Origin of the sequence: Streptomyces sp. NPDC001315 (assembly GCF_042896175.1) — a bacterium.
GTDB lineage: Bacteria > Actinomycetota > Actinomycetes > Streptomycetales > Streptomycetaceae > Streptomyces.
Genome location: NZ_JBIAWZ010000007.1, coordinates 111,875 through 137,544, shown reverse-complemented (window position 1 = coordinate 137,544; position 25,670 = coordinate 111,875). Strand labels below are relative to the sequence as shown.

General features: G+C 71.4%; 20 protein-coding genes. 7 read left to right on the top strand and 13 right to left on the bottom strand.

The window, feature by feature from the left end; genetic code table 11:
• Positions 1-37 precede the first annotated feature (37 nt).
• The 5 genes from ACFY16_RS21390 to ACFY16_RS21370 form a co-directional block, all read right to left on the bottom strand.
• Positions 38-4,480, bottom strand: coding sequence for a LamG-like jellyroll fold domain-containing protein (locus ACFY16_RS21390; protein ID WP_390648725.1), 4,443 nt, complete (start codon positions 4,478-4,480; stop codon positions 38-40).
• A 323-nt stretch (positions 4,481-4,803) separates the two neighbouring features.
• Positions 4,804-5,379, bottom strand: coding sequence for a hypothetical protein (locus ACFY16_RS21385; protein WP_390648724.1), 576 nt, complete (start codon positions 5,377-5,379; stop codon positions 4,804-4,806).
• 181 nt (positions 5,380-5,560) lie between these two features.
• Positions 5,561-6,154: a TetR/AcrR family transcriptional regulator gene (locus tag ACFY16_RS21380; RefSeq protein ID WP_390648723.1), complete on the bottom strand. Its 594-nt coding sequence runs from the start codon at positions 6,152-6,154 to the stop codon at positions 5,561-5,563.
• 53 nt (positions 6,155-6,207) lie between these two features.
• Positions 6,208-7,875 carry a class I adenylate-forming enzyme family protein gene (locus ACFY16_RS21375; protein ID WP_390648722.1) on the bottom strand — a complete coding sequence of 556 codons (1,668 nt, stop codon included), beginning with the start codon at positions 7,873-7,875 and terminating at the stop codon, positions 6,208-6,210.
• The gene (locus tag ACFY16_RS21370) at positions 7,872-8,636 is read right to left on the bottom strand and encodes an SDR family oxidoreductase (protein ID WP_390648721.1); all 765 of its coding nucleotides are present in this window, start codon (positions 8,634-8,636) and stop codon (positions 7,872-7,874) included. The genes ACFY16_RS21375 and ACFY16_RS21370 overlap by 4 nt, the downstream gene beginning before the upstream one ends.
• A 180-nt stretch (positions 8,637-8,816) precedes the next feature.
• Between ACFY16_RS21370 and ACFY16_RS21365 the strand changes: the two genes are divergently transcribed.
• Both ACFY16_RS21365 and ACFY16_RS21360 read left to right on the top strand, forming a co-directional pair.
• Positions 8,817-10,070 carry an exo-beta-N-acetylmuramidase NamZ domain-containing protein gene (locus tag ACFY16_RS21365; RefSeq protein ID WP_390648720.1) on the top strand — a complete coding sequence of 418 codons (1,254 nt, stop codon included), beginning with the start codon at positions 8,817-8,819 and terminating at the stop codon, positions 10,068-10,070.
• 81 nt (positions 10,071-10,151) lie between these two features.
• Positions 10,152-11,489: a serine-threonine protein kinase gene (locus ACFY16_RS21360; protein ID WP_390648719.1), complete on the top strand. Its 1,338-nt coding sequence runs from the start codon at positions 10,152-10,154 to the stop codon at positions 11,487-11,489.
• Between the two features lie 23 nt (positions 11,490-11,512).
• Here ACFY16_RS21360 and ACFY16_RS21355 read toward each other — a convergent pair whose 3' ends face one another.
• The gene (locus ACFY16_RS21355; RefSeq protein WP_390648718.1) at positions 11,513-14,299 is read right to left on the bottom strand and encodes a penicillin acylase family protein; all 2,787 of its coding nucleotides are present in this window, start codon (positions 14,297-14,299) and stop codon (positions 11,513-11,515) included.
• Between the two features lie 219 nt (positions 14,300-14,518).
• Between ACFY16_RS21355 and ACFY16_RS21350 the strand changes: the two genes are divergently transcribed.
• A complete protein-coding gene (locus tag ACFY16_RS21350; protein ID WP_390648717.1) occupies positions 14,519-15,124 on the top strand; it encodes a hypothetical protein in 606 nt (201 codons plus the stop codon).
• A 184-nt stretch (positions 15,125-15,308) separates the two neighbouring features.
• On the opposite strand, the gene ACFY16_RS21345 is transcribed toward ACFY16_RS21350, so the two are convergent.
• A complete protein-coding gene (locus ACFY16_RS21345; RefSeq protein WP_390648716.1) occupies positions 15,309-16,043 on the bottom strand; it encodes a hypothetical protein in 735 nt (244 codons plus the stop codon).
• 310 nt (positions 16,044-16,353) lie between these two features.
• On the bottom strand, positions 16,354-16,848 hold the full coding sequence (gene soxR, locus ACFY16_RS21340) for a redox-sensitive transcriptional activator SoxR (protein ID WP_390648715.1): 495 nt from the start codon (positions 16,846-16,848) through the stop codon (positions 16,354-16,356).
• 119 nt (positions 16,849-16,967) lie between these two features.
• Between soxR and ACFY16_RS21335 the strand changes: the two genes are divergently transcribed.
• A complete protein-coding gene (locus tag ACFY16_RS21335; RefSeq protein ID WP_351144119.1) occupies positions 16,968-17,429 on the top strand; it encodes a MaoC family dehydratase in 462 nt (153 codons plus the stop codon).
• Between the two features lie 13 nt (positions 17,430-17,442).
• On the opposite strand, the gene ACFY16_RS21330 is transcribed toward ACFY16_RS21335, so the two are convergent.
• Both ACFY16_RS21330 and ACFY16_RS21325 read right to left on the bottom strand, forming a co-directional pair.
• Positions 17,443-18,066 (bottom strand): TetR/AcrR family transcriptional regulator, encoded by a 624-nt coding sequence (locus ACFY16_RS21330; RefSeq protein ID WP_390648714.1) that lies wholly within the window; start codon positions 18,064-18,066, stop codon positions 17,443-17,445.
• 72 nt (positions 18,067-18,138) lie between these two features.
• On the bottom strand, positions 18,139-18,384 hold the full coding sequence (locus ACFY16_RS21325; protein ID WP_390648713.1) for a YiaA/YiaB family inner membrane protein: 246 nt from the start codon (positions 18,382-18,384) through the stop codon (positions 18,139-18,141).
• 217 nt (positions 18,385-18,601) lie between these two features.
• Between ACFY16_RS21325 and ACFY16_RS21320 the strand changes: the two genes are divergently transcribed.
• From ACFY16_RS21320 to ACFY16_RS21310, 3 genes are all read left to right on the top strand, one after another.
• Positions 18,602-19,243 carry a TetR/AcrR family transcriptional regulator gene (locus ACFY16_RS21320; protein WP_390648712.1) on the top strand — a complete coding sequence of 214 codons (642 nt, stop codon included), beginning with the start codon at positions 18,602-18,604 and terminating at the stop codon, positions 19,241-19,243.
• 47 nt (positions 19,244-19,290) lie between these two features.
• Complete coding sequence (locus tag ACFY16_RS21315) at positions 19,291-20,088, top strand: ArsR/SmtB family transcription factor (protein ID WP_390648711.1); 798 nt, start codon at positions 19,291-19,293, stop codon at positions 20,086-20,088.
• A gap of 62 nt (positions 20,089-20,150) precedes the next feature.
• Positions 20,151-21,086 carry a DMT family transporter gene (locus ACFY16_RS21310; protein WP_390648955.1) on the top strand — a complete coding sequence of 312 codons (936 nt, stop codon included), beginning with the start codon at positions 20,151-20,153 and terminating at the stop codon, positions 21,084-21,086.
• A 117-nt stretch (positions 21,087-21,203) separates the two neighbouring features.
• Here ACFY16_RS21310 and ACFY16_RS21305 read toward each other — a convergent pair whose 3' ends face one another.
• From ACFY16_RS21305 to ACFY16_RS21295, 3 genes are all read right to left on the bottom strand, one after another.
• Positions 21,204-22,541 (bottom strand): ABC transporter ATP-binding protein, encoded by a 1,338-nt coding sequence (locus ACFY16_RS21305; RefSeq protein WP_390648710.1) that lies wholly within the window; start codon positions 22,539-22,541, stop codon positions 21,204-21,206.
• Between the two features lie 259 nt (positions 22,542-22,800).
• Positions 22,801-24,063 (bottom strand): MFS transporter, encoded by a 1,263-nt coding sequence (locus ACFY16_RS21300; RefSeq protein WP_390648709.1) that lies wholly within the window; start codon positions 24,061-24,063, stop codon positions 22,801-22,803.
• Between the two features lie 104 nt (positions 24,064-24,167).
• On the bottom strand, positions 24,168-25,613 hold the full coding sequence (locus tag ACFY16_RS21295; protein ID WP_390648708.1) for a CitMHS family transporter: 1,446 nt from the start codon (positions 25,611-25,613) through the stop codon (positions 24,168-24,170).
• Positions 25,614-25,670 lie beyond the last annotated feature (57 nt).

The window sequence follows — 25,670 nt, the reverse complement described above, 5'->3', positions numbered from 1 at the left end:
GGGCCCGGGCGTCGCGGGGGATGGTGGCCGGACGGGATCAGTCGTTGCCGGGTACGGCGGTCTCCACGCCCGGCATGCCGACGGCGAGGTGGCTGATCTGCACATCGGTCAGCGCGCCCTGGAAGGTCCACAGATCCGACACGGTGCCGGGGAAGTACTCGCCCCAGGTGCTGGTACCGGTCTTGGCGCGGCCGAGCTGGAGGTTCTGCGCGGCCTTGAACGTCACGACGTTCTCGCCGGACGAGTCGATGTCCGTGCAGCCCGCGACGTCCGGTTCGCCGTCCTCGTCCGTGTCGGCACAGGCCACGTCCTGCAGTTCGCCGTTGACGTAGAGCCGCAGGTCCCTGGCGAATCCGTCGTAGACGACCGCGAGATGGGTCCAGTCCTGGACGCTGAAGAACTGTCCGTTCTCCACCTGGGTGGCGGTGGCGGAGGTACTGTCCGCGTCGGCGGTCTCGATGCGCCAGCGTCCCGGGTCGGTGTCCGTGGAGCCGGGCACATAGCGAACCGCGAACGCGCTCTTGGTCGTTCCGGGCGCACTCAGCAGGGTGACGTTCCCGGTGGGCTGGGCCGCTGCCTGGACGAAGCCGCTGACCGTGAAGCTGGCGCTGGTGTCGACCGTCGTGGCGCCGCTCGCGGTGGCCGCGTAGTCGTCGACACCGTCCAGTGTCAGGCCGCCGTCCACCCAGCCGGAACCGGTCGCGGCACCGTTGTAGAGGGTCATGCCCGCGCCCGTCGCGGAGGCGTCCGGGGTGACCGACGGGCTGCCGGTGGCCGACTCGAACTTCCAGCGGGCGCCGACCAGGGGACGCTGCTTGAACAGCTGCTTCACCTCGTCGTCGGAGATGGCCCGGTCGTACAGGCGTACGTCGTCCATGGCGCCCTTGAGCGGGCTGCCCAGGGTGCCGTCCGCTCGGTAGGTGCCGCCCAGGGTGACCTGGCCGACGGCGAGCCAGGGGGTGGTGAAGGCGGCCGTGGCCGCCAGGACACCGTTGACGTACAGCCGCAGCTGGCCGGCGTCGACGTCCTGGACGGCGACGACGTGGTTCCACTCGCCGAGGCGGGCGGCCGCGCAGTTGGTGTTCGCGGGGCACGCGGACTGGGTCGCGCGCACCACCGTGGAGCCGGCGGTGTCGCTCTGCTCGCGGATGAAGACCCAGCCGCCGAGCGCGGAGGAGTGGTAGACCTCGAAGCCGGGGTTGACGGTGCCGGCCTGGGCGATGGCCGTCATCGCCTTGGCTTCCTTGTCCTTGGGCAGCTTCACCCAGGTGGACACCGCGAAGCTCTGGGCGGTGTCCATGATCGGACGGCCCGTGGTCGCGTAGTCGTCGACGCCGTCGAACTCGACCGCGTGACCGTTGACGCCGGTGGCCCCGGCGACGGCGCCGCCCTTGAGCTGGGCGGGAGCCTCCTGGGCGCGGCCGGTCAGCGCGACGGCGTCGGCCTCCTCGTCCATCGGGAAGACCAGCTTCGCCGGACGGGCGTTGGTCACCGGCAGACGGTCGTGCAGCCGGGTCACCTGGGCGTCGGTCAACTGGTAGTCGAAGAACTGCGCCTCGTCGAGGGAGCCCTGGAAGAAGCCCTCCACGGTCCCGTAGTGGGAGGCGGCGCCGAGGAAGGTGCGGCCGCGCGCGTCCCAGGGGGTGGTCGTGTAGGGGGCGGTGGCGACGAGCTGGCCGTCGACGTACAGCTTCAGCAGCTGGCTCGGGTAGTTGAAGGCGGCGACCAGGTGGGTCCAGGTGTTGACCCGGGAGGCCTGGCAGGCGGTGTCCCCGCTCGCGCAGGCGGGCTGGACGGCCCGGGCCACCGAGGTGCCGGACGCGTCGGTGGTGTGCCGCAGGAACACCCAGCCGCCGAGCACGGTGGAGTAGTAGATCTCGTAGCCGCTGGTGTTGGAGCCCGCCTGGGCGACGGCGACGGGCGCGCCGGTCGGGTTGCTCGGCAGTTTCGCCCACACCGACACCGAGAAGCTCTTGGCGGTGTTCAGGACCGGGGAGTCGCTGGCCGCGTAGTCGTCGGTGCCGTCCAGCTCCAGGCCATGGCCGGAGACTCCCTCGCTGCCGGGCTTGGCGCCCGCGTACAGCGTGGCGGGCCACTCGCCGCCCGAGCCGGTGACCTCGCTCGCGCCGGCGGCTTCGTCCATCTGCCAGGACAGCCGGTCGGGCTGGCCGGAGCGCACCCGGAAGGTGTACGTGGTGGGCTCGGAGCCGTTGCCGGCCGCGTCGAAGGCCTGCGCGGTGATGAAGTTGACGCCCGGCCTGGTCGGCATGAACTTGATCGTCTTGACGCCGCCGCCCGTGGTGGTCAGGGTGTTGGCGCTGCTGGGCGCCGCGTTGACGCCGAACCAGTACTTGGTGACGTCGGTGGAGGTGGTGTCGACGGAGAAGGTGCCGTACCGGCCGACGCCGTCCCACCAGGGGTCGTTCGGGTCCTCGGGGTCGGACGCGCCGTACTGGGCGGAGCTGATCACCGGCCCGACGGGCACGCTGGTGTCGTACATGAAGTGGCAGCCGTGGGAGCCGGTGTAGCTCCAGGCCGACCACTGGGCCCCGTCGTAGGAGTGGACGTGCCACTCCACGTGCTTGTTCTTGGGGATGGTGCTGGGCAGCACCAGTGAGAAGTCGGAGCCGCTCTTCTTGCTGGTGGTCCTGGCCGAGGTCCAGCGGGCCTTCCAGCCGGCGCCGTCACCCGCGTCCCAGGACGCCTGGAACTGCACGGAGACCGCGTCCCCGTCGGGGTCGGTGACGTCGTTCGCGCGGATCGTCGCCGTGGAACGGATGCGCACCATCTTGTCGGACGCCACACAGGGGCCGCCCGGGCTCATGGTGAGCTGGGAGAGGGTGATCTTGTTCGGGGCGCGGTTGTACCGCACCCGCAGGTAGGCGTCGTCCGAGAACCGCTTCCAGGTGTAGCGGTCGCCCTCGTCGGTGGCCTTCATCCCGAAGGTGATGGTCGACCACTTCTTGGCCGCGGCCGTGGCGACGGCGTCCTTCACGTCGAACTCGGCGTCGGCGGCGGCGCAGCCGTCGTAGCCGTAGGCGAAGCTGAGGGTCTTGAGCCGGTCGATCCAGAAGTCGGAGTTGTCCTGGCTGTTCCAGGTCGTGGACGAGGAGATGCCCTTGGTCCGCCAGAGCTGGACCTCGCGCTTCTCGCAGGAGGCCGCGTGGGTCTCCCTGACGACGAACTCGGCGGACAGGATCGTCCGGCCGGCGAACTTCGTGGTCGGGATCTGGTAGAAGAGCCGCTTCACGTCGTAGGGGGCGCAGTAGTCCCAGCCGCAGTAGCCGAGGCCCGCGTCGGAGTCGCCGTTGAACTTCCACTGCGGAGAGCTCGCCCAGTACCGGGACACCATGGTCCAGGAGGTGGCCTTGGGCGAGTACCACTGCGGGTCGATGTAGACGGGGTAGACGGTGTCGGAGCCGGTCAGCAGCTCCTTGTCCGGGGTGAGCACGAGTGCGTCCCCGCCGTCGGCGACGTCGACGCCGACGCGCTCGACCCGACCGGATTCGGCGGCGGTCGGCTCGTCGTCGCCGGTGGCCGGGGCGGTGGACTCGTCCGCGGCGGCGGTGACCGTACGAGCGGCCGCGTCGGCGACGGCCGTGGTCACGTACGATGCCGCCCGCGCGCCGGTCGTCGTCGCGTTCGCGGGGCCGGCGGTCCCGACCGTACCGGCGGTACGCGTGGCACCCGTGGCACCTGCGGTCTGCGCGCTCGCGTCGCTCGCGCTGGAGTCCCACATCACCGGGGTCGGCGCCTCGAACACGACGCCGCCCGCGCCCTTGTCGACGGCCTGGAGGCCGCCGCTCGGGGTCTCGGCCACCGCCATCCCGTCGGCGTTCAGCTTCAGCCGCAGCTCGGCGAGTTCCTTGCTCTGCGCGGCCTCGGCCGTCTTCACGACGAGGAGCTGCGTGAAGCCGTCGGGCCGCGCCCCGAGCCGCAGGTCCACGTCCGGCAGGATGTCGGCGTAGACGGCGGTGTCGCCGTCCAGCCGCGGTGCGGGCACGGCGCCGGGCCAGGAGAGTTCGAGCGTCCGGCCCGCTCGGTCGAGGCGCACCAGGGGACGGCCTTCGCCGCCACCGGAGAACTCCAGCCCGACAGTGGCCGCCTTGGGCGCGACCATGCCGCCGTCGGCCTTGGCCAGCGCGGTGTCGATCGGCTGCCACGTGCCGTTGATCCGGGTCCGCACCGGGCGCAGGTACTCCCGCGCTTCCAGGTCGCCTTCGGGAGTGGCGTACACATCGCTGCTCTCGCCGCGCAGCGAGGCCACCTCGACGTTCTTGCCGGATCGTTTCGCTGCCGCGATCGCCTCTTCCTCGGAGGCCGCGGCGGTGGTGCCGGCGCCGGACGTGCCGCTGTCCCCCTCGGCCGACGAGGCCTTCACCGCCGGCGTGCCGGACTGCGGACGGGCGACCGCCTCCGCAGGGAGCGCTCCCATCTGCAGCAGCCCCGCCACCAGGGCGACCCCTAGGCCGAGCACCACCCCATGGCCTGCTCTCGGGTGCTTTCTGCCACCACTCGACATCCGTTCACACTCCCCCGCCTTGACATGATCAGTTCACAGCGCGGGCAAAGGTATGGGCGGCCAATGGCGGGACGGTGAAGGGGAGTTACCCGAACGGTGAACTCCTTGTGGGGCGACTGCCAGGGACGCGTCGTCCGCACGCCGGTGATCGCCGACGGCCCGGACGAGGTGCGCCGGCGGCCGCGGACGCACCGGGCGCCGAAGACGTACCGCTGAGCGGCGTGAGGGCCGGTGAGGGCGCGTCGTGCGCCCTCACCGGCCCTGTTCCCCCGAGGTGACGGTCAGTTCGTGGTCGCCGAGAGGGTCCAGCCCTGCCGGCACGTCAGCCCGCCGAAGTAGCTCTTGTCGCAGCCCCGGACGCGGAACGTGTAGTCGCCGGTGGTCTGCTTCTGCACCCGGATCCGGCCGGACGTCCCGCCGCCGACCTGGCCCAGCCGACCGTACGGGTCGGCGGCGCTGGTGTAGCGGATCTGGAAGAGGTCGTAGTGGAAGGGGGCCGTCGTGCCCCAGTTGAAGTACGCGTAGCCGTTGTACTCCCACGCGGCGACGACCATCTCCGGCCCCTGCGCGCGCGAGGTCGTGATGTTGCCGTTGTCGAAGTACTGGCGCTTGCCCTTGTAGACGTTGTTGACGTAGACGTCCTTGGTGTTACCGGTCGGGCAGCCCATCCACCCGTCGCCGCCGCCCAGGTTGCTCCACCGCTGGTGGATGAGGTTGTTGGTGACCGGGATGCTGCACGCGGCCCGCGCGGGCGCCTGTACCGCTCCCCCGGCCGCCGCCGGCACGGCCGCCGTACCGCCGAGCGCGAGCGCGCCGCCCAGCGCGAGACCTACGAGACGCCGGTTCACTGCAAGCATATTTCTCTCCCCCGAAGCTCCGGCCGGCGGCGCCTCCGCCGGTCCGTCCCGACGAGCATCGCGCTGCCGGCGGCCGGGAGTGCAGAGGACGCCGTCCGGCCCGCCCCGGAGGTTCTCCCGGACGCACCGGGAAGCAGGCCCGTGACACCCGGACCGCGGGCTCCCGCGACTGCCGCGTCCGCTACGGCCGCAGCGCCCGCAGCAGCAGGTCGGCCAGCTGGTCGGCGACCTCCTGGGGGCCGAGCGGGCCGTCGGGGCGGTACCAGGTGGACAGGTGGTGGACGGAACCGAAGTGGTAGTCCACCACCAGGTCGGCCGGGGTCGCCTTGGAGAACACCCCGGTCTGCTGGCCCTCCTCGATGAGCGCGCGGAAGCGTTCGTGGTAGCGCCGGCGCTCGGCGCGCACCTGCTTGTTCTTCTCGGGGCTCAGGTGGTGCATCGAGCGGAAGAAGATCATCGCGTCGTCGAGGTTCTCGATCGTCGTGACGACGACGTCGGCCGCCGCGGCCCGCAGCCGCTTCTCGACCGGCTCGTCGGTGCCCGCCAACGCGTCGAGCCGCTCCTGCTGGACGCGCAGCACGCGCGCGTACACCTCGTGCAGGAGGTCGTCCTTGGAGCCGAAGTAGTGGTACAGCGCCCCCTTGGTGACGCCGGCCGCCTCCACGATCTCCTGCACCGAGGTGCGGTCGTAGCCCTGTTCGGCGAAGAGCCGGGTGGCGGCGGCAAGGAGCCGCTGCGGAACGGGAACTCCGTCCCCGTCGGTCGTCCTGGGCACTGCCGCCACCTGCCTTCCTTGACGCCTACTGGCTGCTGCCTGCCGGCTCATACCTACTGACTGTCGTGCGTGCGGGAACGCAGTTCCCGACGGAGGATCTTCCCACTCGCCGTCTTGGGCAACTCGGGCAGGACCTCCACCTGCCGCGGGTACTTGTAGGCAGCCAGTCTCTCCTTGCAGTACGCGGCGAGGTCGTCCGGGTCCGTCTCGGCGCCCGGGCGAAGGCTGATATAGGCCTTGACGGTCTCCCCGCGATACCCGTCGGGCACCCCGACGACGGCCGCCTCACGCACCGCCGGGTGCGTGTAGAGGACGTCCTCGACCTCGCGCGGCCACACCTTGAAACCGGACGCGTTGATCATGTCCTTCTTGCGGTCGACGACGTACAGCCAGCCCTGGGGGTCCATGAAGCCGATGTCGCCGGTGCGCAGCTCGCCGTCGGGGAAGGTCTCGGCGGTGGCGTCGGGGCGCCGCCAGTAGCCCGGCACGACCTGCGGGCCGCGCACGACGATCTCGCCCTGCTCACCGAAGGGCACCTCCGTGCCCTCGTCGTCGACGATCCGTACGACCGTGTCGGGGCCCGGCAGGCCGACGGCCAGCGTCCCGGAGACAGGGTCGACGGGCGCCTCCAGGCCGGGCGGCACGGACGCGCAGGGCGCGGTGCACTCGGTGAGCCCGTAGCCGTTGCGGATGTACGGCCCGAAGCCGGCCCGGAACTTCTCCACCAGGGCCGGCGGCAGGGGGGCGCCGCCGGAGGAGATGTTCACGAAGGAGGAGAAGTGGTCCGGGGAGACGGCCGGGTGGGCGGCCAGCGCCATGAAGGCCGTCGAGGGGCCCACGGTGTACTGCGGCCGGTGCTCGGCGAACGCGTCCAGGACGACGCCCGCCTCGAAGCGGTACGTCAGGACGAGCGTGCCCGCGCTGTCGAGGCAGGCGCCGAGCTGGCAGACCATCCCGGTGATGTGGAACAGGGGCGCCATCGCGTAGTAGACGGGGGCCCCGGGCAGGGCCAGGCCGGTCCGCTGCCGCTCGGCGTTGTACATGATGTTGCCGTGCGTGTTGGTGGCGCCCTTGGGGGTGCCGCTGGTGCCCGAGGTGTAGCTGATCAGCGCGATGTCGGAAGGGCCGGGGTCGCGGTCGGCCGGCGCCGGGTGGCCCTGCCGGGCGACGGCCGTGAGGTCGTCGGCGTCCGGAGCCTGCGGCAGCCGCTCGAAGGTCAGCACGCGCGCGTCGCCCCGAGTCTGAAAGTCCAACTCGCAGCCGGTGAGCACGATCCGCACCGGCGAGTCGGCGGCGGTGTCGCGCAGGTACGACTCCCACGCGCGGTCGGAGCAGATCAGCGCCGCCACCTCGGCGTCCCGCAGGACGTGCGCGACCTCCCCCGACTTGTACATGGGATTGACCGGGACGACGGTCGCGCCCGCCTTCCAGGCACCGAGCAGGGCGAGCACGAAGGGCGGGGAGTTCTGCAGCAGGACGGCCACCCGGTCGCCCTGCCGCAGACCGCGGGCGGCCAGGTGGCCGGCGACGGAGTCGCTGAGCTCGTCGACCTCGCGGTAGGACAGCCGGCCGTCGAAGTAGGCGAGGAAGGTGCGGTCGGGGGCCTCGGCGACGGCCCGGCGCAGGGCGTGCACGAGGGAGTCGGCGGGGGTCACGGGGGCGCGCTGGGCGTCGTTGAGGAGGGCCACCCAGGGCTTGGCCGCGTAGCGGGAGCCGGTCACTGTCCGGCCTCCCACTTCTGCTGGATGTGGTTCATGTTGGTCAGCCAGCGATCGGGCTCGGCTGCCCTTACCTGGTAATACCCGGCGACCTCGGGGTGCGGCAGGATCAGGAAGCGGTCCTCCTCGATGCCCTTGAAGAGGGCGTCCGCGACATCCCCGGGCTCGATCGCGGTCGGCTGGAGGACGAGGTCGCCCGCGCTGCCGGTGGCGGCCAGCATGTCGGTGCGGACGCCCTGGGGACAGATGGCATGGACCTTGATCCCGCGGTGGCGGTAGGTCAGCGACAGCCACTCGGCGAAGGCGTACGCGCCGTGCTTGGTGACGCTGTAGGGCGCGGCGCCGATCATGGTGAGCAGTCCGGCGGCGGAGACGGTGGAGACGAACCGGCCGCTGCCACGCTCCAGCCAGTCCGGAAGCAGCGCCTCGGCCGCACGGACGTGGGCCATGACGTTGACGTTCCAGGCGAGCGCCCAGACCGATTCCCCGGCCGCTTCGGAACCGCCCGAGGCGACCCCGGCGTTGGCGCAGTAGACGTCGACGGTGCCGCCGAGCGCGTCCCGGGCGTCGGCGATGATCGCGGAGGCGTCGCCCGGTACCGCGACACCGCCGATCTCGTCGGCGACCGCCCTGGCCTTGTCGGCGTCCAGGTCGTTGACGACGACCCGGGCGCCCTCGGCGGCGAAGCGACGGGCCAGCGCGGCCCCGATCCCGCCTCCCGCTCCGGTGACGACGACTCCGGCATCCTGCACGGCTTCCACCATCGGTCTCCTTCGACACGACGCGAATCGGCTCTGCCGCGCCAGACTAACCGGTCGGTATGCGCCAAAGGAAGGGTCTCTGGAGGACCCTGAGGAGCGTGGGGCCGTATCGGCATGCGGCTCCGCCGCGCGACGCGACCAGCCATGAACGGCCCGCAACGTCACCACTCACGGAGGAGCCCTATGCGCCTGTCCAGACGAAGTCTGCTCGCATCGGCAACTGCGGCCACCGCGGCAACCGCCGCATCGGTGTCACTCACGCCCACCTCACCCACGGCCGAGTCCCACATGCACCTGCGCACCGGGTTCGAACGCCTGGCCGCGAACGGCTACGCCCAGCTCAGCGGCGAGCGCACCGGCATCGTCACCAACCCGACCGGCGTCACCCGGGACGTACGCCACATCGTGGACGTCATGCATGCCGACGACCGGGTGAACCTGGTAGCCGTCTTCGGCCCCGAGCACGGCTTCCGCGGCACCGCGCAGGCGGGCGGCTCCGAGGGCCGCTACGACGACCCGGCGACGGGGCTGCCGGTCTACGACACGTATCTCAAGAGCGGTCAGGCGCTGGCCGACGTGTTCACCGCGTCCGGCGTCGACACCGTCGTCTTCGACATCCAGGACGCGGGCGCGCGCTTCTACACGTACATCTGGACCCTGTACGACTGCATGGAGGCCGCGCAGCTCGCGGGCAAGCGGTTCGTGGTCCTGGACCGGCCGAACCCGCTGACCGGGCGCGCGGCCCAGGGGCCGGTCCTGCACAAGGAGTTCGCGACGTTCGTCGGCCGGCAGCCGATCTCGCAGGCGCACGGGATGACGGTCGCGGAGCTGGCGCGACTGTTCAACGGGGAGTTCCTGACCGCGCCGGTGGAGCTGGACACCGTACCGATGACCGGATGGAAGCGGTCGCAGTGGTTCGACGCCTCCGGGCTGCCCTGGGTGCCCCCGAGCCCGAACATGCCGACGCCGGACACCGCCCTGGCCTACGCGGGCACCTGCCTCTTCGAGGGGACGAACCTCTCGGAGGGGCGCGGCACGACCCGGCCCTTCGAGCTGCTGGGCGCGGAGGGGATCGACGGGAAGTGGGCCGCCGCGGTGAACGCGCTCGGGCTGCCGGGCGTGCGCTTCAGGGAGGCGTACTTCGCGCCCACGTTCTCCAAGTTCCAGGGGAAGACCATCGGGGGCGTGCAGATCCATGTGCACGACCGCGACGCCTACGACCCGGTGCGCACCGGGATCGCGCTCCTGGTGACCGCCAAGCAGGCCTGGAGCGGCTTCGCCTGGCGCTCCGACAACTGGATCGACAAACTCACGGGCTCCGCACGGGTGCGCACCGCGATCGACGCGGGCGCGAGCACCGACGAGGTCGTGGCGGGCTGGCAGGAGGAACTGGCGGCGTTCCGGCGGGTGCGCGCGGAGTATCTGCTGTACGGATGACCCGTGACGTATGGCCAAAGTCCCCCGTTGGCAGGACCATGCGCCCATGGCGCACCACCACGGGGGACGAAGGGGCCTGTCATGGCGGAGCCGGCGATGAGTGTGACGCCCTACTGGGAGCTCACCTTCGATGCGGACGGCGACGTGGCCGGCCCGGAGCGGGACCGGCTGCTGGCCGAGGTGACCCGGCGGGGCGTGCGCGACCTGGTCGTCTTCGCGCACGGCTGGAACAACGACCGCTCCGGGGCGACCCGGCTCTACAGCCGCTTCTTCGCCCCGTTCCCCGAACTCGCGCCGACGGCCGGGCTCGGCTACGTGGGCGTGGTGTGGCCGTCGATGCGGTTCTCCGACGAGCCGATCCCGGACTTCCCTCGGTCGGTGGCGGCCGCGACCATCCGGCGTCCGGCACTCGACAAGGACACGCGCCACGCGCTGCTGGAGACCTTCCCGGGCCGGGCGGTCATCGTCGAGCAGCTCGCCCGGCTGCTGGAGCAGCAGTCGCGCGAGGAGGCCGAACTGGAGGAGTTCGGGCGGCTGGTCCGGCTGCTGGTGGAGGTGGTGCCGCCCGGGCCGCAGGCCCTGTTCGCGGCGGACACGCTGGCGGAGGGCGTGCCGCAGGACGAGCCGGAGATGTTCTCCGGGTCCGCGGCGGCGATGTGCGAGGAGTTCGCGCAGGCGCTGGCCCGGGTCGAATCCCCGGACGCGGCGGCGCGGTTCACGGTGCCCAACCCCTGGGACGGGGCGCACGAACTGCTGCGGCAGGGGACCTACTACGCGATGAAGCGGCGTGCCGGGACGGTGGGCGAGCGCGGGCTGGGGCGCGTGATCGGTCAGCTGGCGAGCGCGGCGCCGGAGGTGCGGGTGCACCTGGTGGGGCACAGTTTCGGCGGGCGGCTGGTGTCGTTCGCCCTGCGCGGGCTGCCCGAGGGCGTCCGCACGGTGAAGTCCGTGACCCTGCTGCAAGGGGCCTTCTCCCACTACGCGTTCGCCACCCGGCTGCCGCACGACGCGCGCGCGGGAGGCGTGTTGCAGGGTCAGCAGAACCGCATCGACGGGCCCCTGGTGTGCTGCCACTCCAGCCATGACTCGGCCCTCGGCACGCTGTACCCGCTGGCCTCCCGCATGGCGGGCGACGCGCAGGGGGTGGCCGGGGGATTCGACGTGGCCGAGGGGTTCGACGTAGGCCGGATGCTGGGCGTCAAGTGGGGAGCCATGGGCCACGACGGCGTGCAGGCGGTCCCGGGCACGCGCGCGGTGAAGCTCGCCGACGCACTGCGCGGACCGCTGCCGGCCTCGGGATGCGTCAACGTCGACGCGGCGGCGGTGGTCAGGCGCGGAGGCCCGCCGACCGGCGCCCACAGCGACATCATCCACCGGGAACTGGCACAGGTGGTGCTGGCGGCGGGCCGCATCCGCTGAGTCGGCCCGCCGCCGTCCGGGCGTTACCGGTGTGAGGTGAACTCCACCACCTGCTGGTAGGTGGGCCGGTTCTGCCAGCTGATGTTGCCGTGCTTGATGCCGCCGAGGGTGCGCTGGACGATCGAGTCGGCGCACCACTGGTTGCCCGCCGCGCACAGGTCGTCGCCGGGGTAGACCTGGGCGGCGGTCAGACCGGCCGCCTGCTTCAGGGTGCTGATGAGGGTGTCCCGGCAGGAGCTGAGGCTGCCGCCGCCGCAGTACTTCTGCGCGAGCGGCCCCGACACGGACTCACCGAGCACCGCCCGGATGTCCTTGTCGACATAGCTCCACCAGCCGTACTGGAAGGAGCTTCCGGCGTGCGCGCCGGTCGGGCCGTGGGCGGCCGACGGGCTCTCGTCGATCGCCAGGTTGCCGGTGAAGGCGGTGTACAGGTCGCTGCCGAGGCCGGGTTCGAACTCGGCCTTCACCAGCAGCGGCCACCAGGCGTCCAGGATGCGGATCGCGTCGGCGTTGGCGTACGTCTTCGAACCCGCCGACGTCTCCGTGCGCTTGGCGCCGGCCGTCACCCAGGTCTGGAGCTTGCTGACCGCCGCCGCGGCCGTGGAGTCGGTCACCGTCGAGCTGTTGACGACCTTCAGCAGGTCCGGCAGCACGTCCTCGGCCCGCAGGTCCGCGAGCGCCGCGTCCGCCATCGCCTTCACCAGGGCCGTCCTGGTCACCCCGCCGGCCGCGACCAGCTTCTTCACCCGGTCGTCGAGCAGATTGCCCCGGTGCACCGAGCCGTCGCCCCAGGACGCGGTCGCGTAGTCCTTGGCCTGCTTGTTGTTCCAGGAGATGTAGTAGTCCTGGTCGATGGAGTTGGGGTGGGCGGACGCCGGTGTGTAGTCGGCGGTGTTGGTCGCCGGGTTCCAGTTCTTCCACTCGTACGCCGCCTGCGCCCACACCGGGAACTCGGCGTCGACGCCGCTCGCGCGCACCGGGTTGTCGCCGCTGTTGTAGTACGCGGTGTGCGTGGAGTCGGCGTAGAACCAGTTGAAGGTGAAGTTGATGTGCTGCACCGCGGACTGGAAGGTCCCCGGGCTCTTGACGTAGTCGGGGTCGTTGAGCATCTGGAAGCCGATGATCGAGTCGGCCTCGTGCAGGTAGGAGGAGCGCAGGGTGGTGTAGGCGACCTTCTTGCCGCCGACGGTCGCCCGGTACTCCACCGGCCCGTACTTCGTGCGGTAGACCCGCATCGTGTACGAGCCGGCCGCGGTGCCGTCGGCCGTCGTCGGGGTCCAGGCGTTCTTCTGCTCGACCTTCTCCATGGCCGTGCAGGTGCCGTGGTACAGGTAGTGGTAGTCGTCCTGGCACAGTTCGACGGCGTACGTGTCGATGATGTCCTGGCCGGAGGTCGTGGCGCTCCACGCGTAGTCCTGGCCGCGGCCCAGTTCGACGTACATGCTCAGCCCCGCGAAGGAGGCGCCGCGGGCGCTGATGCCCGGGCCCTGGATCTCCTGGAGCATGAGCAGCTGCGGGGCGAAGTAGCCGGTCTGCGGACCGAAGACGGCGATCGGGTGGCCGCTCGCGGTGGACTTGCCGCTCACCACGAGGGCGTTGGACATCCCGCGCTTGGCGGAGCTCAGCGTGGTGGCCGCCGCGGTGCTGGAGGCGGCGGCCGCCGTGGCGGTGGCCGCGCTGCCCGTACGGTCGTAGACCAGCGGTTCCCGGGTCACCGAACCGGCGTCGGGCAGCGCCTCGCCCTGCGGGTCGTCGGGCTTGACGGCGTACGGGAAGCTCTCGCCGTTGTGGACGGTGAGGACGGCCTCGGTGTCGTTGCGCTCGCGGAAGGACTCCCAGACCCTGGTGCCCTCCGCCACGCCGTACTTGGCCTGGGCGGCGAGCAGGGAGACGGCGTTGTTGACCTCGCCGCCGCCACCGGAGCCGAACAGCGAGCCGATCACGGAGGCCAGCGCCACCAGGTCGGTGATCTTGAAGTGGTCGATGGTGCCGGCGTTGGTGATGGAGTCCTTGTGGCCGGTGAGGACGTACTCGCCCGGGAAGTAACGGCCGCTGTCGGAGGCGTCGATGTAGGCGTTGACGCCGGCGAGGTAGGCGTTGGCGTCGGCCAGTGCCTGCTGGCCGCGGGTGCCGTTGCCCGCGACGGCGTTGTCGATCTGGGCCTGGAGGTCGGCCTCGGTGTAGGGCGCGTTGCGGTAGAACTCCTGCTCAAGACCCTGGTTGCCGGCCGCGCCGCCCGCGAACGTGGTCAGCTGACCGCGCCCCACGTGACGGAAGACGTCCATGAGCCACAGCCGGTCCTCAGCCGCGGCATAACCGGCGCCGAACTCCGTGCCGTATCGAGTGGTACCGGTGATGTGCGGCACGCCCGTCTTCTTGTCGCGGACGATCGACACGTCGCTGCGGCCCGCGGGACTCTCGGTGGAGGCGACTTGATCGGACGGGACCCCGAACGACGCGTCGTTGAAGAACGTGTTGATCTTGTCGGTGGTGAGCGTGGAGTACCCCTTGGCCAGGTTGGCGTAGGGGCCCAACTGGTCCTCGGCATGGGAGGGCTGGGTGCCGAAGGCCTGGTTGAGGAGGATCTGGGCGAGCGTGGCGTTGCCGTTCTCGCCCGGCGGCAGGATGTCGGAGCACTGCCCGCCGCAGTAGTCGTTGGCCGCCGTCACCTCGGCGGCGACCGCCGCTTGGGAAAGCGGGGACAAAAGGCCGGCAATCAAGACGCATATGGATGCCGTCTTCAGGAACCCGGGAAATCTGCCGGGAGTTCTCAGTCTGTCGAGAGTGGTTCGTGGGGTGCGCCCAGGCATGGCAGCTCCTAGCGACGGGGGTGCACGGACGTTACCGCCGGTATCCCCGGGAGTGAAGATGAACATGCGTCACTTTTTGGAGTCGTCACTCCGGCTTATGGGGGCGATCGGAAATCGGATGGAGCCGAATCGCGTGTCGATACGTCTATTCGGCAACGTCCGTACGACGACGCCGAAGTGACCGAAGTACAGGTGCAGGTGTGACGGAGGTGCAAGGCGATGGCCGGTTTCCGGAGTCTGGCGAGACAGGTGCGCGACCCGCGCTGCGATCTGGCGCTGCGGCGCTACTCGCTGCGCAAGTGCCTCGAGCGGTTCGCTCCTTACGGGCACAGGGCGACCTGGGACCATTTGTGCTCCCGGTCAGGGTTCGGTCCCGAGGACCGCTCTCCCGATCCTGCGCGGCTCGTGGCCGCGTTGGAGGAGCTGGAGGAGGCGCGGGCGGTATGGCTCGACTATGAGGTCGAGTTCGCCGAGCGCCGCAAGAAGGAGAAGCACGACGGGCTGCGCAGGCCGGGCACCGTGGACGACTGGCACCGGCTGACCTGGGGCGGTTTCGGCGTCGCCTGGTGCGACAACCCCCGGGTCCACCCCCGTGCGCCGCTCGGCGAGGTACTGCGCCGTCTGATCGCGGCGCTGGAACGCGAACCGGGCGCGACCTGCCCGGTGTGCGCCGGGGAGCGCCTGTTCTGGAAGTACGACCTGGACCACGAACCGTCGTCGGGTCCGGTCTGCGCGGACTGCGGAATACTCGTACCGCGGCCCGTACTCACGCCCGAGGCCCTGGCGTACGCCAGGCGGGGGCGGGCGATGCTGATGTCGGCCTGAGAGCACGCCGGGGGTGCGCCGGGGATGCCGCACCCCCCTGTTTCGCGCCGGTGGCACCATCAGGGCACGGTGCAGGTCTGTCTCAACGGGCGTCGAGGCGCAGCCGACGGTGCGATGACCCCGCTCTCGCCACAGGCGTTGGCCGAGTCCTCCTGCCGGACGGCCGACGGGCCTCGTCCGACGCTCAGTTGGTGGCGGAGGCGTCGGCCCAGTACGGGTGGTTCCAGCGCTCGTCGTAAGGGAGGGCGAGGAGTCCGGCGCGGATCGCCAGGTCGGGCTCGCCCTGGGCGCGCAGCCTGGCGGCACCGGGGCCGGCCAGCCAGGTGCGCAGGTCTGCGACGCCGGCGTCCACGCTGTCGTCGTACCACCAGGAGAACGGGGAGGCGTCGGACAGCAGGTCGTAGAGCCAGACGTCGGCACAGTGGGCGAGATGGGCGTCGGCGACCGGGCTACGGCCCCAGCCGTCCAGGAACGGGGTCACCGTCCTGGCGATCGTGGCACAGGTGTCGAAGACGTCGTCGATGCCGTAGGGCGGCTCGGGCATCGTGAGGGCGTCCTGCCACCAGGCGTGCAGGAACGCCTCGACAGCGGCGGTCTGCTCGGCCGGCCACGAGCGCCAGTCCACTCGGGTCAGCCCGTGGGCTCCGTAGCCGATCGCACCCAGGGTGCCGTCGGCCATCGCCCGTGCGGCCTGCGGCAGCAGGCGCCGCATCGCGGCCGCGTGGTCGTCGAAGTGGTCGGGCACCTCGAAGAGGTAGTACCGCACCACGTCCACCGGCACCCGCACATACGGCGTGCGCAGATACGCGGTCTCCTCGGGTGCGTGACAGTAGCCGCAGCCGGTCTCGTCAGGGCTGGCAAAACCGTTGAAGACGGTGTCGATGTCCGCGAGGGCGGCGTCAAGGGCGACTGAGGACATGGGAGTTGTTCCCGTCAGGACTCCGGGTACGGCGTCTCGGCCGACCGAAGATCACGACGTTACCAGCCGCTGATCCGGTCGCCCCACCCCTTTCCCGTCCGGATGGCCGGAAGGCGATGAAACCCCACTGAGCGACCCCAGGAATCGAGGTGTCCCCATGTCGGGGCTACGCGTCACCACCGAAGTGCACGGCCGTCGAGCGATACAGCCCGGTCACCGGCGGGCGGGCGATCGCGAAGGCGGTGAGCCCGGCGCACCTGACGCGCGAGGGGGGCACGGAGTACGAGTGAGCGGGGTCTCGGGGGTCGGCTCAGGAGCGGGCCTCCGGCCCCTGAACTCCCTCCCGGGACCGGGGTTCCACCATCAGGCGCGAGCCCGCCCTCCGTTCGCCGAAGGCGTCGTCCGGGTTGGACAGGACGCAGGAGTCGAGGGAGAGGCAGCCGCAGCCGATGCAGTCGGTGAGATGGTCGCGGAGGCGGTTGAGCTGCTTGATGCGCTCGTCCAGTTCGGACCGCCAGGTCTCGGAGAGGCGGGCCCAGTCCTCCCGGGTGGGCGTGCGTTCCTCGGGGAGTTCGGCGAGGGCCTCGCGGATCGTGGCCAGCGGGATGCCGACGCGCTGGGCGGCCCGGACGAAGGCGACGCGGCGCAGGGCGTCACGGGTGTAGCGGCGTTGGTTGCCGGCGGTGCGGCGGCTGCTGATCAGACCCTTGGACTCGTAGAAGTGCAAGGCGGAGACGGCGGCGCCGCTGCGGGCGGCGAGCTGGCCGACCGTGAGCTCGTGGATCTTCTCGGGAATCTGGGGCACTCCTCGGAGCCTACCCACCGCGTCACCCCCGCGGTCCGTTGACAGGGGGCGCCGACCCGACCATGCTAAGCAGTTGCTTAGACATGAACACGAACATACATGACGCGAGAGGCCGGGACATGGCAGAGCCGAGGATCTTCACGTCAGCCGACGAGCTGAAGGCTGCGGTGGGCGAGCAGCTGGGGTACACCGACTGGCTGGAGGTCGACCAGAAGCGGATCGACCTCTTCGCCGAGGCCACCGGCGACCACCAGTGGATTCACGTCGACCCGGAGAAGGCGGCCGCGGGCCCCTTCGGGACCACCATCGCGCACGGGTATCTGACCCTGTCGCTGCTGCCGCTGTTCGGGCCGCAGCTGATCTCCGTCGAGGGCGTGAAGATGGGCGTCAACTACGGGACGAACAAGGTCCGCTTCCCCGCCCCCGTTCCCGTCGGCTCGCGGCTGCGCGCCACGGCGACGATCACCGGCGTCGACGACGTGCCCGGCGGCGTCCAGGTCTCCGTCGCCTTCACCGTGGAGCGCGAGGGCGGCGACAAGCCGGTGTGCGTGGCCGAGTCGGTGTCGCGGTACTACGTCTGAGCGCCGCGGGCGGTCACTTCGCCCCCACCATCCGCAGCACGAGGTCGGCGTACAGCGCGCCGACCTCGTCGGGCGTGCGGGGGCCGTCGACATTGAACCAGCGGGCCACGTCGACGCAGAGGGAGAGCACGGCGAGGGTGGTCCCGGGCACGTCCGGCACGTCGAACTCGCCCGTGGTCACACCGTCCTCGATGATCCCGCGCACCTCGGCGTCCACCTGCCGGCGCAGGGCGAGGATCTCGGCGCGGGCGTCCGGACCGAGCGAGTCCAGTTCGTACTGCACGACCCGCGCGGTGGTGCGCCCCCCGGCGTGCCAGCGCACGAAGGAGCTCACCGCGTCGGCGAGCCGCTCCGTCGCGCTGCCCTCGCCCCGGGCCGCCGTGCGCAGGATCTCGACGGCCTTCTCGTGGCCGATCCGGCTGATGCGGTGGAGCAGCTCTTCCTTGGTCTTGTAGTGGATGTAGAGCGCGGCCGGACTCATCCCGGCGCGGCCCGCGATGTCGCGGGTCGTCGTCGCGTGATAGCCGCGCTCGGCGAAGGCCTCCACGGCGGCCACCAACAGCCGCCGGGCCGCGTCAGGGGTGACCTCGCCCCACGGCTCGATCTCGCCGCCGGCCGTGTCCTCCGCCGCACTCATCGCTCGTTCGCCCCTCTCGGTACCGGAGCTACACCATACCGCCGAAGGTGAGCGACCGCTTAGCGTCCCCGCTCAGAGCTTTTCGAAGGGGCTGTACATCCTGGCGGCCGACTCCTGCCGGTCCCGGATCACCTTGGACAGCGTGAAGGCCGAGGTGACCAGATACAGGACGGCGATGGCCAGGAAGGCCCGCACCCAGGCGTCGGCGTTCAGCTTGAAGATGCCGATCGCGGTGGCCGCCATGGCGACGGAGAAGGACGCTACGGCCTGGCCGTAGAAGGCTGCCGTGTTCTGCTGCTTGCCGGGTGTGTCACTCATGGGACAAGCCTCGGCGGACGCGGCCCGTGCCACATCCGCCGAGGTACTCAGGGACGTACGGAGAGGTACTCAGAACGCCGAAACCCCGGTCGGCGCACGGCCGATGACCAGCTTCCGGATCCGGCTGGTGCGCGACGGACCGCGAAAGCCGTACATGGAAAGCCGACCATTTGAATTAGCACTGCTAGTTTCCAGCGGCAGCCCTACTATGTGCGCCATGGCCCGACCGCGCAAGCCCCTCCTCAGTACCGACCGGATCGTCGGGGCGGCGCGCAGGCTCGTGGACGCGGAGGGCCTGGCCGCCCTCTCCACGCGCCGGCTGGCCGCCGAGCTGGGGGTGAGCGGGCCCTCGCTGTACAACCACTTCCGTACGAAGGACGAGATCCTGGAGGCGGTCGCCGACTCGGTGAGCGCCCAGGTCGACCTGTCGATGTTCGAGGACGGCCGGGACTGGCGGACCGCGTTGCACGACTGGGTCGTCTCCTATCGCGCCGCCCTGCGCGAGCACCCGAACATCGTCCCGGTGCTCGCCCACGGCCCCGGCCGCCGTCCGGCCGGCCTGCGGCTCGCGGACGCGGTCTACGGCGCGATGGTCGAGGCGGGCTGGCCGCCCGCGCAGGCCACCTCCATCGGGGCGCTGATGCGGTACTTCGTCATGGGTTCGGCGCTCGGCTCGTTCGCCCGCGGGTTCGTGGACGACGAGAGCGCGTACGACCCGGCCGACCACCCCCACCTCGGGCAGGCGCACCTCCTCGCCGAGCAGCAGGAGAAGATCGACGAACGGGCCTTCGAGACCGGGCTGACGGCGCTGCTGGACGGGCTGGTACAGCAGTACGCGCAGGCACGGCAGACCGCGTGACGACACTTCGGTGGGCGCCGAAGTGTCCGTGTCCCATGCTGGGACGCATGACGAAGAAGGACGCCGGGGCACCGGGGCTGGCCCGGCTGGCCGCGCTCATCGCCGACGAGACACGCGCCGCGTGTCTGCTGGCACTGCTCGACGGGCGGGCGTGGACCGCCGGTGAACTGGCCCGGCACGCGGGTGTCGCCGCGTCGACGCTGAGCGAACACCTGGGCAGGCTCGTCGCGGGCGGGCTGCTCGCCGAGGAGCGGCAGGGGCGGCACCGGTACGTACGACTGGCCGACGCACGGGTCGCGCAGCTTGTGGAGGACCTGGCGGCCCAGGTCGCGCCGGAAGGCACGCGGCGCCCGCGGAATCTGCGGGAGTCGAGCGCCGGATCGGCGATGGCCCGCGGCCGCACCTGCTACGACCACCTCGCCGGCCGCCTCGGCATCGCGCTCACCGACGCGCTGACCACGCGCGGGCTGCTGCGCACGACGAGTGAGCGCGACTCCGGGCAAGTGCGCGGGGTCGGACTCCCGACGCCCGCCGGCGCGCCCCGGCGGCGGGCGCGCGAGGAGAACGACACCGGATTCGTCCTCACGGACGCGGGGGTGCGCTGGTTCGACTCCGCGGGCATCGGTCTCGACCCGCGTGGCCGGCGGCCACTGGCCCGCGCCTGCCTCGACTGGACCGAGCGCCGCCCGCACCTCGCGGGCGTCGCGGGCGCGGCACTGTGCCGGCACGCCCTGGACACGGGCTGGTGCGTGCGCATCGGCTCCGAGCGGGCCGTGAAAGTGACGGCGGCCGGTGAGCTCGCGCTGTCCGAACTGCTCGGGATCGAGGCGGAGGCGCTGCGCTGAGCAGCGCCCCGTCCGAAATCCGCCAGCTCGTCCTTCCTGCCCTTCCTAGCCTCGGGAGCATGATGAACACCTCGCCGCCCCGTCGTACGGAGCTGCTCGCCGCCGGTGCCGCCACGGTCACCGTCGTGCTGTGGGCCTCCGCCTTCGTCTCGATCCGCAGTGCGGGTGCCGCGTACTCGCCGGGCGCGCTGGCGCTCGGACGGCTGCTGGCGGGCTCGGTCGTGCTGGGGGCGATCTGGGCCGTGCGGCGCGAGGGCCGGCCGCCGCGGGCGGCCTGGCGCGGGATCGCGGTGTCCGGCGTGCTGTGGTTCGGCTTCTACATGGTGGTGCTCAACTGGGGCGAGCAGCAGGTCGACGCGGGCACGGCGGCCCTGGTCGTGAACATCGGTCCCCTCCTGATCGCCCTGCTGGGCGCCCGGCTGCTCGGTGACGCGATGCCGCCGCGGCTGCTGGCGGGGATGGCGGTATCGTTCGCGGGGGCGGTGACCGTGGGGCTGTCGATGTCGGGCGGGGGCGGTTCCTCGCTGCTCGGGGTGGTGTTGTGCCTGCTGGCGGCGGTCGGGTACGCCGGTGGGGTCGTGGCGCAGAAGCCGGCCCTTGCGCGGGCGAGCGCGCTGCAGGTGACGACGTTCGGGTGTCTGGTCGGTACCGTGCTGTGCCTGCCGTTCGCCGGGCAGCTGGTGCGGGAGGCGGCCGAGGCGCCCCTCTCCGCCACGCTCAACATGGTCTACCTGGGCGTCTTCCCCACCGCGCTCGCCTTCACGACCTGGGCGTACGCCCTGGCCCGTACGACCGCAGGCCGCATGGGCGCGACGACGTACGCGGTCCCCGCACTGGTCGTCCTGATGTCGTGGCTGGTGCTGGGCGAGGTACCGGGGGCGTTCACCCTGGCGGGCGGGGCGCTGTGCCTGGCGGGGGTGGCGGTGTCGCGGTCGCGGTCGCGGCGGCGCGCGGAGCAGGCCGCGGTGGCCGAGCCGCGGTCCGAACGGGTGCCGTGAGCCACGGTCCGAGCGTGGCCGCGGTCACGGCGGCGTGGCTCTGCGTCTTCCGGCCCACAAACCAGCGGTGTCAGTTTGTGCGCGCCGGACACCTGCGCCCCAGCAGTCCCGGCGCCCTCACTCCTCCAGGTCCGGCAAGTGGTCCGGCCGTGGGCAGATGCGGTCACCCTGCTGATCGAAGACGAACAGATGGGCCAGGTCGACGAGGAGGGGGACCTGCATGCCGTGCCGGAGGTCGAAGTCGGGGGTGGTACGCACGACGAGGTCGCCGGGCAGGCGGCCCTCCGGCGGGACCGGAGCGGGGTCGGTCTGCGCCGGGTCGTCCAGGACGACCACCGGTCCGGCGCGCAGGCTTCCCGCCCGTCCCCGCAGGCGGTCCATGACCGTGCCCTCGCGGCGCCTGCGGCGGGCCGTCCGGGGGGCGGGGCGCGGCGCCTCCAACTCCGGTACGACGGCCAGGCGCGAGCCGGTGTTGAAGTGGACCAGCACCTCGTGCCCCTGGAACTCCACGTGCTCCACCAGGCCGGTGATCGCCACCTCGCCGGGCCGGGCGGCGGTGCGCTCGGCGATGCGTACGGCCTCCGAGCGCAGCCCGACGATCACCTCGCGGCCCTGCTGCACGCGCAGCAACTGGTGGTCCAGGGAGAGCGGTTCGGGCAGCCGGAGATACTGCTTGCCGAGGCTGATGGTCATCGCTCCGTCGAGCGGGGCGCGGACCAGGCCGCGCAGCAGGTTGATGCGCGGGGTGCCGATGAAGGCGGCGACGAAGACGTTGCGGGGCAGTGCGTAGACGGAGCGCGGGGTGTCCAGCTGTTGGAGTACCCCGCCGCGCATGACGGCGACCCGGTCGCCGAGCGACATGGCCTCGGCCTGATCGTGGGTGACGTACACCGTGGTGACGCCCAACTCCCGGGTGAGCTTGGAGATTTCGGCCCGCAGGTGGTTGCGGAGCTTGGCGTCGAGGTTGGACAGCGGCTCGTCCATCAGGAACGCCGACGGGTGCCGGGAGATGGCCCGGCCCATGGCGACGCGCTGGCGTTCGCCGCCGGAGAGCTGGCTGGGCAGACGCTCGAGGAGGTCCTCGATGCCGAGTATGCGCGCGGTGGCGTCCACCCGCGGACGCGGATCCGCGCCGGGTGCCTCGATCCGCAGCGGGAAGCCGATGTTGTCCCGGCTGGTCATGCTCGGGTAGAGGGCGAAGTTCTGGAAGACCATCGCGATGTCCCGCCCGGACGGCGCCAGGTCGTTGGCGTACTCGCCGTCGAGGCGCAGCACGCCCTCGTCGATGTCCTCCAGGCCGGCGATCATTCTGAGCACCGTGGACTTGCCGCATCCGGAGGGCCCCAGCAGGACCAGGAACTCGCCGGGCGCGATGTCCAGCGAGAACCGGTCCACCACGCGGACGCCTCGTGCATAGGCCTTGCTCACGTCGTGCAGGGAGATGGCGAGTGTCATGAAAGTGTCCCCGGGGGCTCACTAGGGCGCTGGTGCTCCGCGATTGAATTGTCCCGTGCGGGTCGTACGGGGCTGTGCGTCACGGAAGTTAACGGACCGTGCGCGGCTGAGGGAAGACACTTGACGGGATCCGGGGGCTCCGGTCCAGTGGGTGAGAAAGCGGACGGTCGGATTCAGGGGGTGGCGGACGCCGGGCGCGGCTCGCGAACCCGGCGGATCACGGACATGACGCACGCCCCGTCGCCGTACGCTCCGTCAGCTATCGTCGGCTGTCGCTCTGCCGGCTCGACGACGGCCGGAGACGCCGGGCCACCCCGCTCACCGCTCCGCTCGCCGCCCCGTCGCCGTCCCGCGCCGTCCTGTCCGGCGACCGCAGCGCGACGCCCGAGGACAGCAGCAACAGTGCCCCGAGCATCACGAACGGCGCGGCCACGCCCGCCACTCCCGCGACCAGGCCCGCCGCGGCCGGCGCGGCGACCTGGCCGAGGCGGTTGCCGGTCAGGCGCAGGGCGAGGGCGGTGGAGCGGGCGCCGTCGGGGGCGGCCTGGACGACCGTCGTCATGGACAGCGGCTGGCCGACACCCAGGCAGAAGCCGAGGGCGACGAGCATCAGGCCCAGCGTCCACACCGGCACCGGCAGCGCGATCCCGGCGCACAGCACCGCCGCCAGCAGGCAGGTGACGGCGAGCAGCAGGGCGCGGCCGAGCAGCCGCAGCAGCGGGGTCAGCACCAGGCGGCAGGCGATGGTGGCCGCCGCGCGCAGACTCAGCAGCACGCCGACGACCGATGGCGCGATGCCCCGGTGCTCGCCGACGACCGGGAGGTACGCCGTCAGGATGTCGGTCGCGGAGAGCACGGAGAGGCTGACGAAGATGCCCGCGGGCACGCCCCGGGCCCGCAGAATGCGGCTGACGGGGACGCGTTCGCCTTGCGCGGTACGGGACTTGGCGGCCGTACGGTCCTCGATGCGCCACAGTGAAGTGAACGCGACCGCCGCCCCCGCGCCCGCCACGACGAGCGCCAGCGCGCTGCTGCCCGCCATGTCGGGGCCGCCGATCAGGACGCCCGCCGCGACCGGCCCGATCAGCTGGCCGAGGGAGGCGCCGATGGTGAAGTGGCCGAAGTTGCGGTCCTGTTCGTGCGGGGCGGACTGGCGGGCGACGAGCGACTGGGCGCCGATCACGAAGCACAGGTGGCCGAGTCCCATCACGCCGCTCCACAGGGCCATCGCCCAGAGGGAGCTCGCCAGGCCGCTCAGGGCGCAGCCGCCCGCTATGAGGACCACGCCGGCCGGCAGCAGGGGGGCGCAGCGGCCGTGGTCGGTGCGCCGGCCGAGCGGTACGGCGGCGAAGAGCGGCAGCAGGGCGTAGACGCCCGCGATGACACCGACCGCCCGCTCGTCCGCGCCCAGCGCGAGGGCCCGGTAGGAGACGGCGGGCCGGGCCATCGACACCGCCCCCTGCGCGAAGCCGAAGGCGATGACGAGACGGAGCAGCCAGCCGCGGTTCCCACCGGGCCTCATGAGGATGTCCTCCCACGAGTTGTCGAGCGAGCGTCAGTCGAGCGGTCAGCCGGGCGATCGATCGAGCGGTCAACCGAGCATCACTCGAGCGGCCGGCCGGGTGATCAGATGATGCCGAACAGGATTCCCGCGCCGAGCACCACCAGCGAGGTGAGCGCCGCCCACTTCACCACGAACTTGGTGTGGTCGCCGAACTCGACCTTGGCCATGCCGACCAGGACGTACACGGCGGGCACCAGCGGGCTGGACATGTGCAGCGGCTGGCCGACGAGCGAGGCGCGGGCGATCTCCAGGGTGGAGACGCCGTGGGCCTGGCCGGCCTCGGCGAGCACCGGGAGGATGCCGAAGTAGAAGCCGTCGTTCGACATGAAGTACGTCAGCGGGATGCTCAGGACGCCGGTGACGAAGGCCATGTGCGGGCCCATCCCTGCGGGGATGTTGTCCACCAGCCACCTGGCCATGTGGTCCACCATGCCGGTGCCCTGGAGGACGCCGGTGAAGACGGCGGCGGCGAAGACCATGCCGGAGACGTTGAGGACGTTCTCGGCGTGGGCGCCCAGGCGGGCCTTCTGGTCGGGCATGTGCGGGAAGTTCACGGTGAGCGCGAGCGCGGCGCCGAGCAGGAACAGCACCGGGATCGGCAGCCACTCCATGATCATGGCGGTGAGCAGGGTCACCGTGAGGAGCGCGTTGAACCAGTACAGCTTGGGGCGCAGGGTGGACCGGGCCGGGTCGAGGACCTTGAGCATGCCGTCGTCCTCGTCGGGCTCGTCGGCGCCCGTGCCGGAGCCGGAAGCGGAGCCCGCGGCGTCACCGAGCCCGCCCTTCCTGCCCGCGCCCGAACCCGCAGCCGCGCTCGAAGCCGCAGCCGAACCCGCGCCGACCAGCACCGTCTCCGTCTCCGGCTCCTCCACCAGCACCTCGTCCAGCGTCAGCACGCCGAGCCGCTTGCGCTCGCGGCGGCCGAGGACGTAGGCGAGGGCGAGGACGCCCAGCAGACCGACGGCGAGGGCGGGGATCATCGGGACGAAGATGTCACTGGCGTCCACCTTCAGCGCGGTGGCGGCGCGGGCGGTCGGGCCGCCCCACGGCAGGGTGTTCATCACGCCGTTGGCCATGGCGGCGACGCCGGTCATCACGACGAGGCTCATCTTCAGGCGCTTGTACAGCGGGTACATCGCCGAGACGGTGATCATGAAGGTGGTCGAGCCGTCGCCGTCGAGCGAGACGATCGCGGCGAGGACGGCGGTGCCGACGACGATGCGGAGCGGGTCGGCCTTGCAGAACTTCAGGATTCCCCGAACGATCGGGTCGAAGAGACCGACATCGATCATCACACCGAAGTAGACGATCGCGAACATGAGCATCGCCGCGGTGGGGGCGAGGCTGGTGACGCCGTCGATGACGTAGTCACCGAGCTTGGCGCCCTTGCCGACGAAGACACAGAACAGTGCCGGAATCAGCACGAGCGCCGCGATCGGCGACATCTTCTTCAGCATGATCAGGACCAGGAAGGTCGCGATCATCGCGAAGCCGAGGATGGTCAACATGAATGGATACCTAACGTTCGCCCTTGAACATCCCACCAGTGGGTCGGCGGTGCGTTG

Excerpts from the sequence above, each read along its gene's own strand:
- ACFY16_RS21385 (WP_390648724.1), bottom strand. The coding sequence starts at position 5,379 with ATGCTTGCAGTGAACCGGCGTCTCGTAGGTCTCGCGCTGGGCGGCGCG.
- ACFY16_RS21370 (WP_390648721.1), bottom strand. The coding sequence starts at position 8,636 with ATGGTGGAAGCCGTGCAGGATGCCGGAGTCGTCGTCACCGGAGCGGGA.
- ACFY16_RS21365 (WP_390648720.1), top strand. The coding sequence starts at position 8,817 with ATGCGCCTGTCCAGACGAAGTCTGCTCGCATCGGCAACTGCGGCCACC.
- ACFY16_RS21360 (WP_390648719.1), top strand. The coding sequence starts at position 10,152 with ATGGCGGAGCCGGCGATGAGTGTGACGCCCTACTGGGAGCTCACCTTC.
- ACFY16_RS21355 (WP_390648718.1), bottom strand. The coding sequence starts at position 14,299 with ATGCCTGGGCGCACCCCACGAACCACTCTCGACAGACTGAGAACTCCC.
- ACFY16_RS21350 (WP_390648717.1), top strand. The coding sequence starts at position 14,519 with ATGGCCGGTTTCCGGAGTCTGGCGAGACAGGTGCGCGACCCGCGCTGC.
- ACFY16_RS21345 (WP_390648716.1), bottom strand. The coding sequence starts at position 16,043 with ATGTCCTCAGTCGCCCTTGACGCCGCCCTCGCGGACATCGACACCGTC.
- ACFY16_RS21335 (WP_351144119.1), top strand. The coding sequence starts at position 16,968 with ATGGCAGAGCCGAGGATCTTCACGTCAGCCGACGAGCTGAAGGCTGCG.
- ACFY16_RS21330 (WP_390648714.1), bottom strand. The coding sequence starts at position 18,066 with ATGAGTGCGGCGGAGGACACGGCCGGCGGCGAGATCGAGCCGTGGGGC.
- ACFY16_RS21325 (WP_390648713.1), bottom strand. The coding sequence starts at position 18,384 with ATGAGTGACACACCCGGCAAGCAGCAGAACACGGCAGCCTTCTACGGC.
- ACFY16_RS21320 (WP_390648712.1), top strand. The coding sequence starts at position 18,602 with ATGGCCCGACCGCGCAAGCCCCTCCTCAGTACCGACCGGATCGTCGGG.
- ACFY16_RS21315 (WP_390648711.1), top strand. The coding sequence starts at position 19,291 with ATGACGAAGAAGGACGCCGGGGCACCGGGGCTGGCCCGGCTGGCCGCG.
- ACFY16_RS21310 (WP_390648955.1), top strand. The coding sequence starts at position 20,151 with ATGAACACCTCGCCGCCCCGTCGTACGGAGCTGCTCGCCGCCGGTGCC.
- ACFY16_RS21305 (WP_390648710.1), bottom strand. The coding sequence starts at position 22,541 with ATGACACTCGCCATCTCCCTGCACGACGTGAGCAAGGCCTATGCACGA.
- ACFY16_RS21300 (WP_390648709.1), bottom strand. The coding sequence starts at position 24,063 with ATGAGGCCCGGTGGGAACCGCGGCTGGCTGCTCCGTCTCGTCATCGCC.
- ACFY16_RS21295 (WP_390648708.1), bottom strand. The coding sequence starts at position 25,613 with ATGTTGACCATCCTCGGCTTCGCGATGATCGCGACCTTCCTGGTCCTG.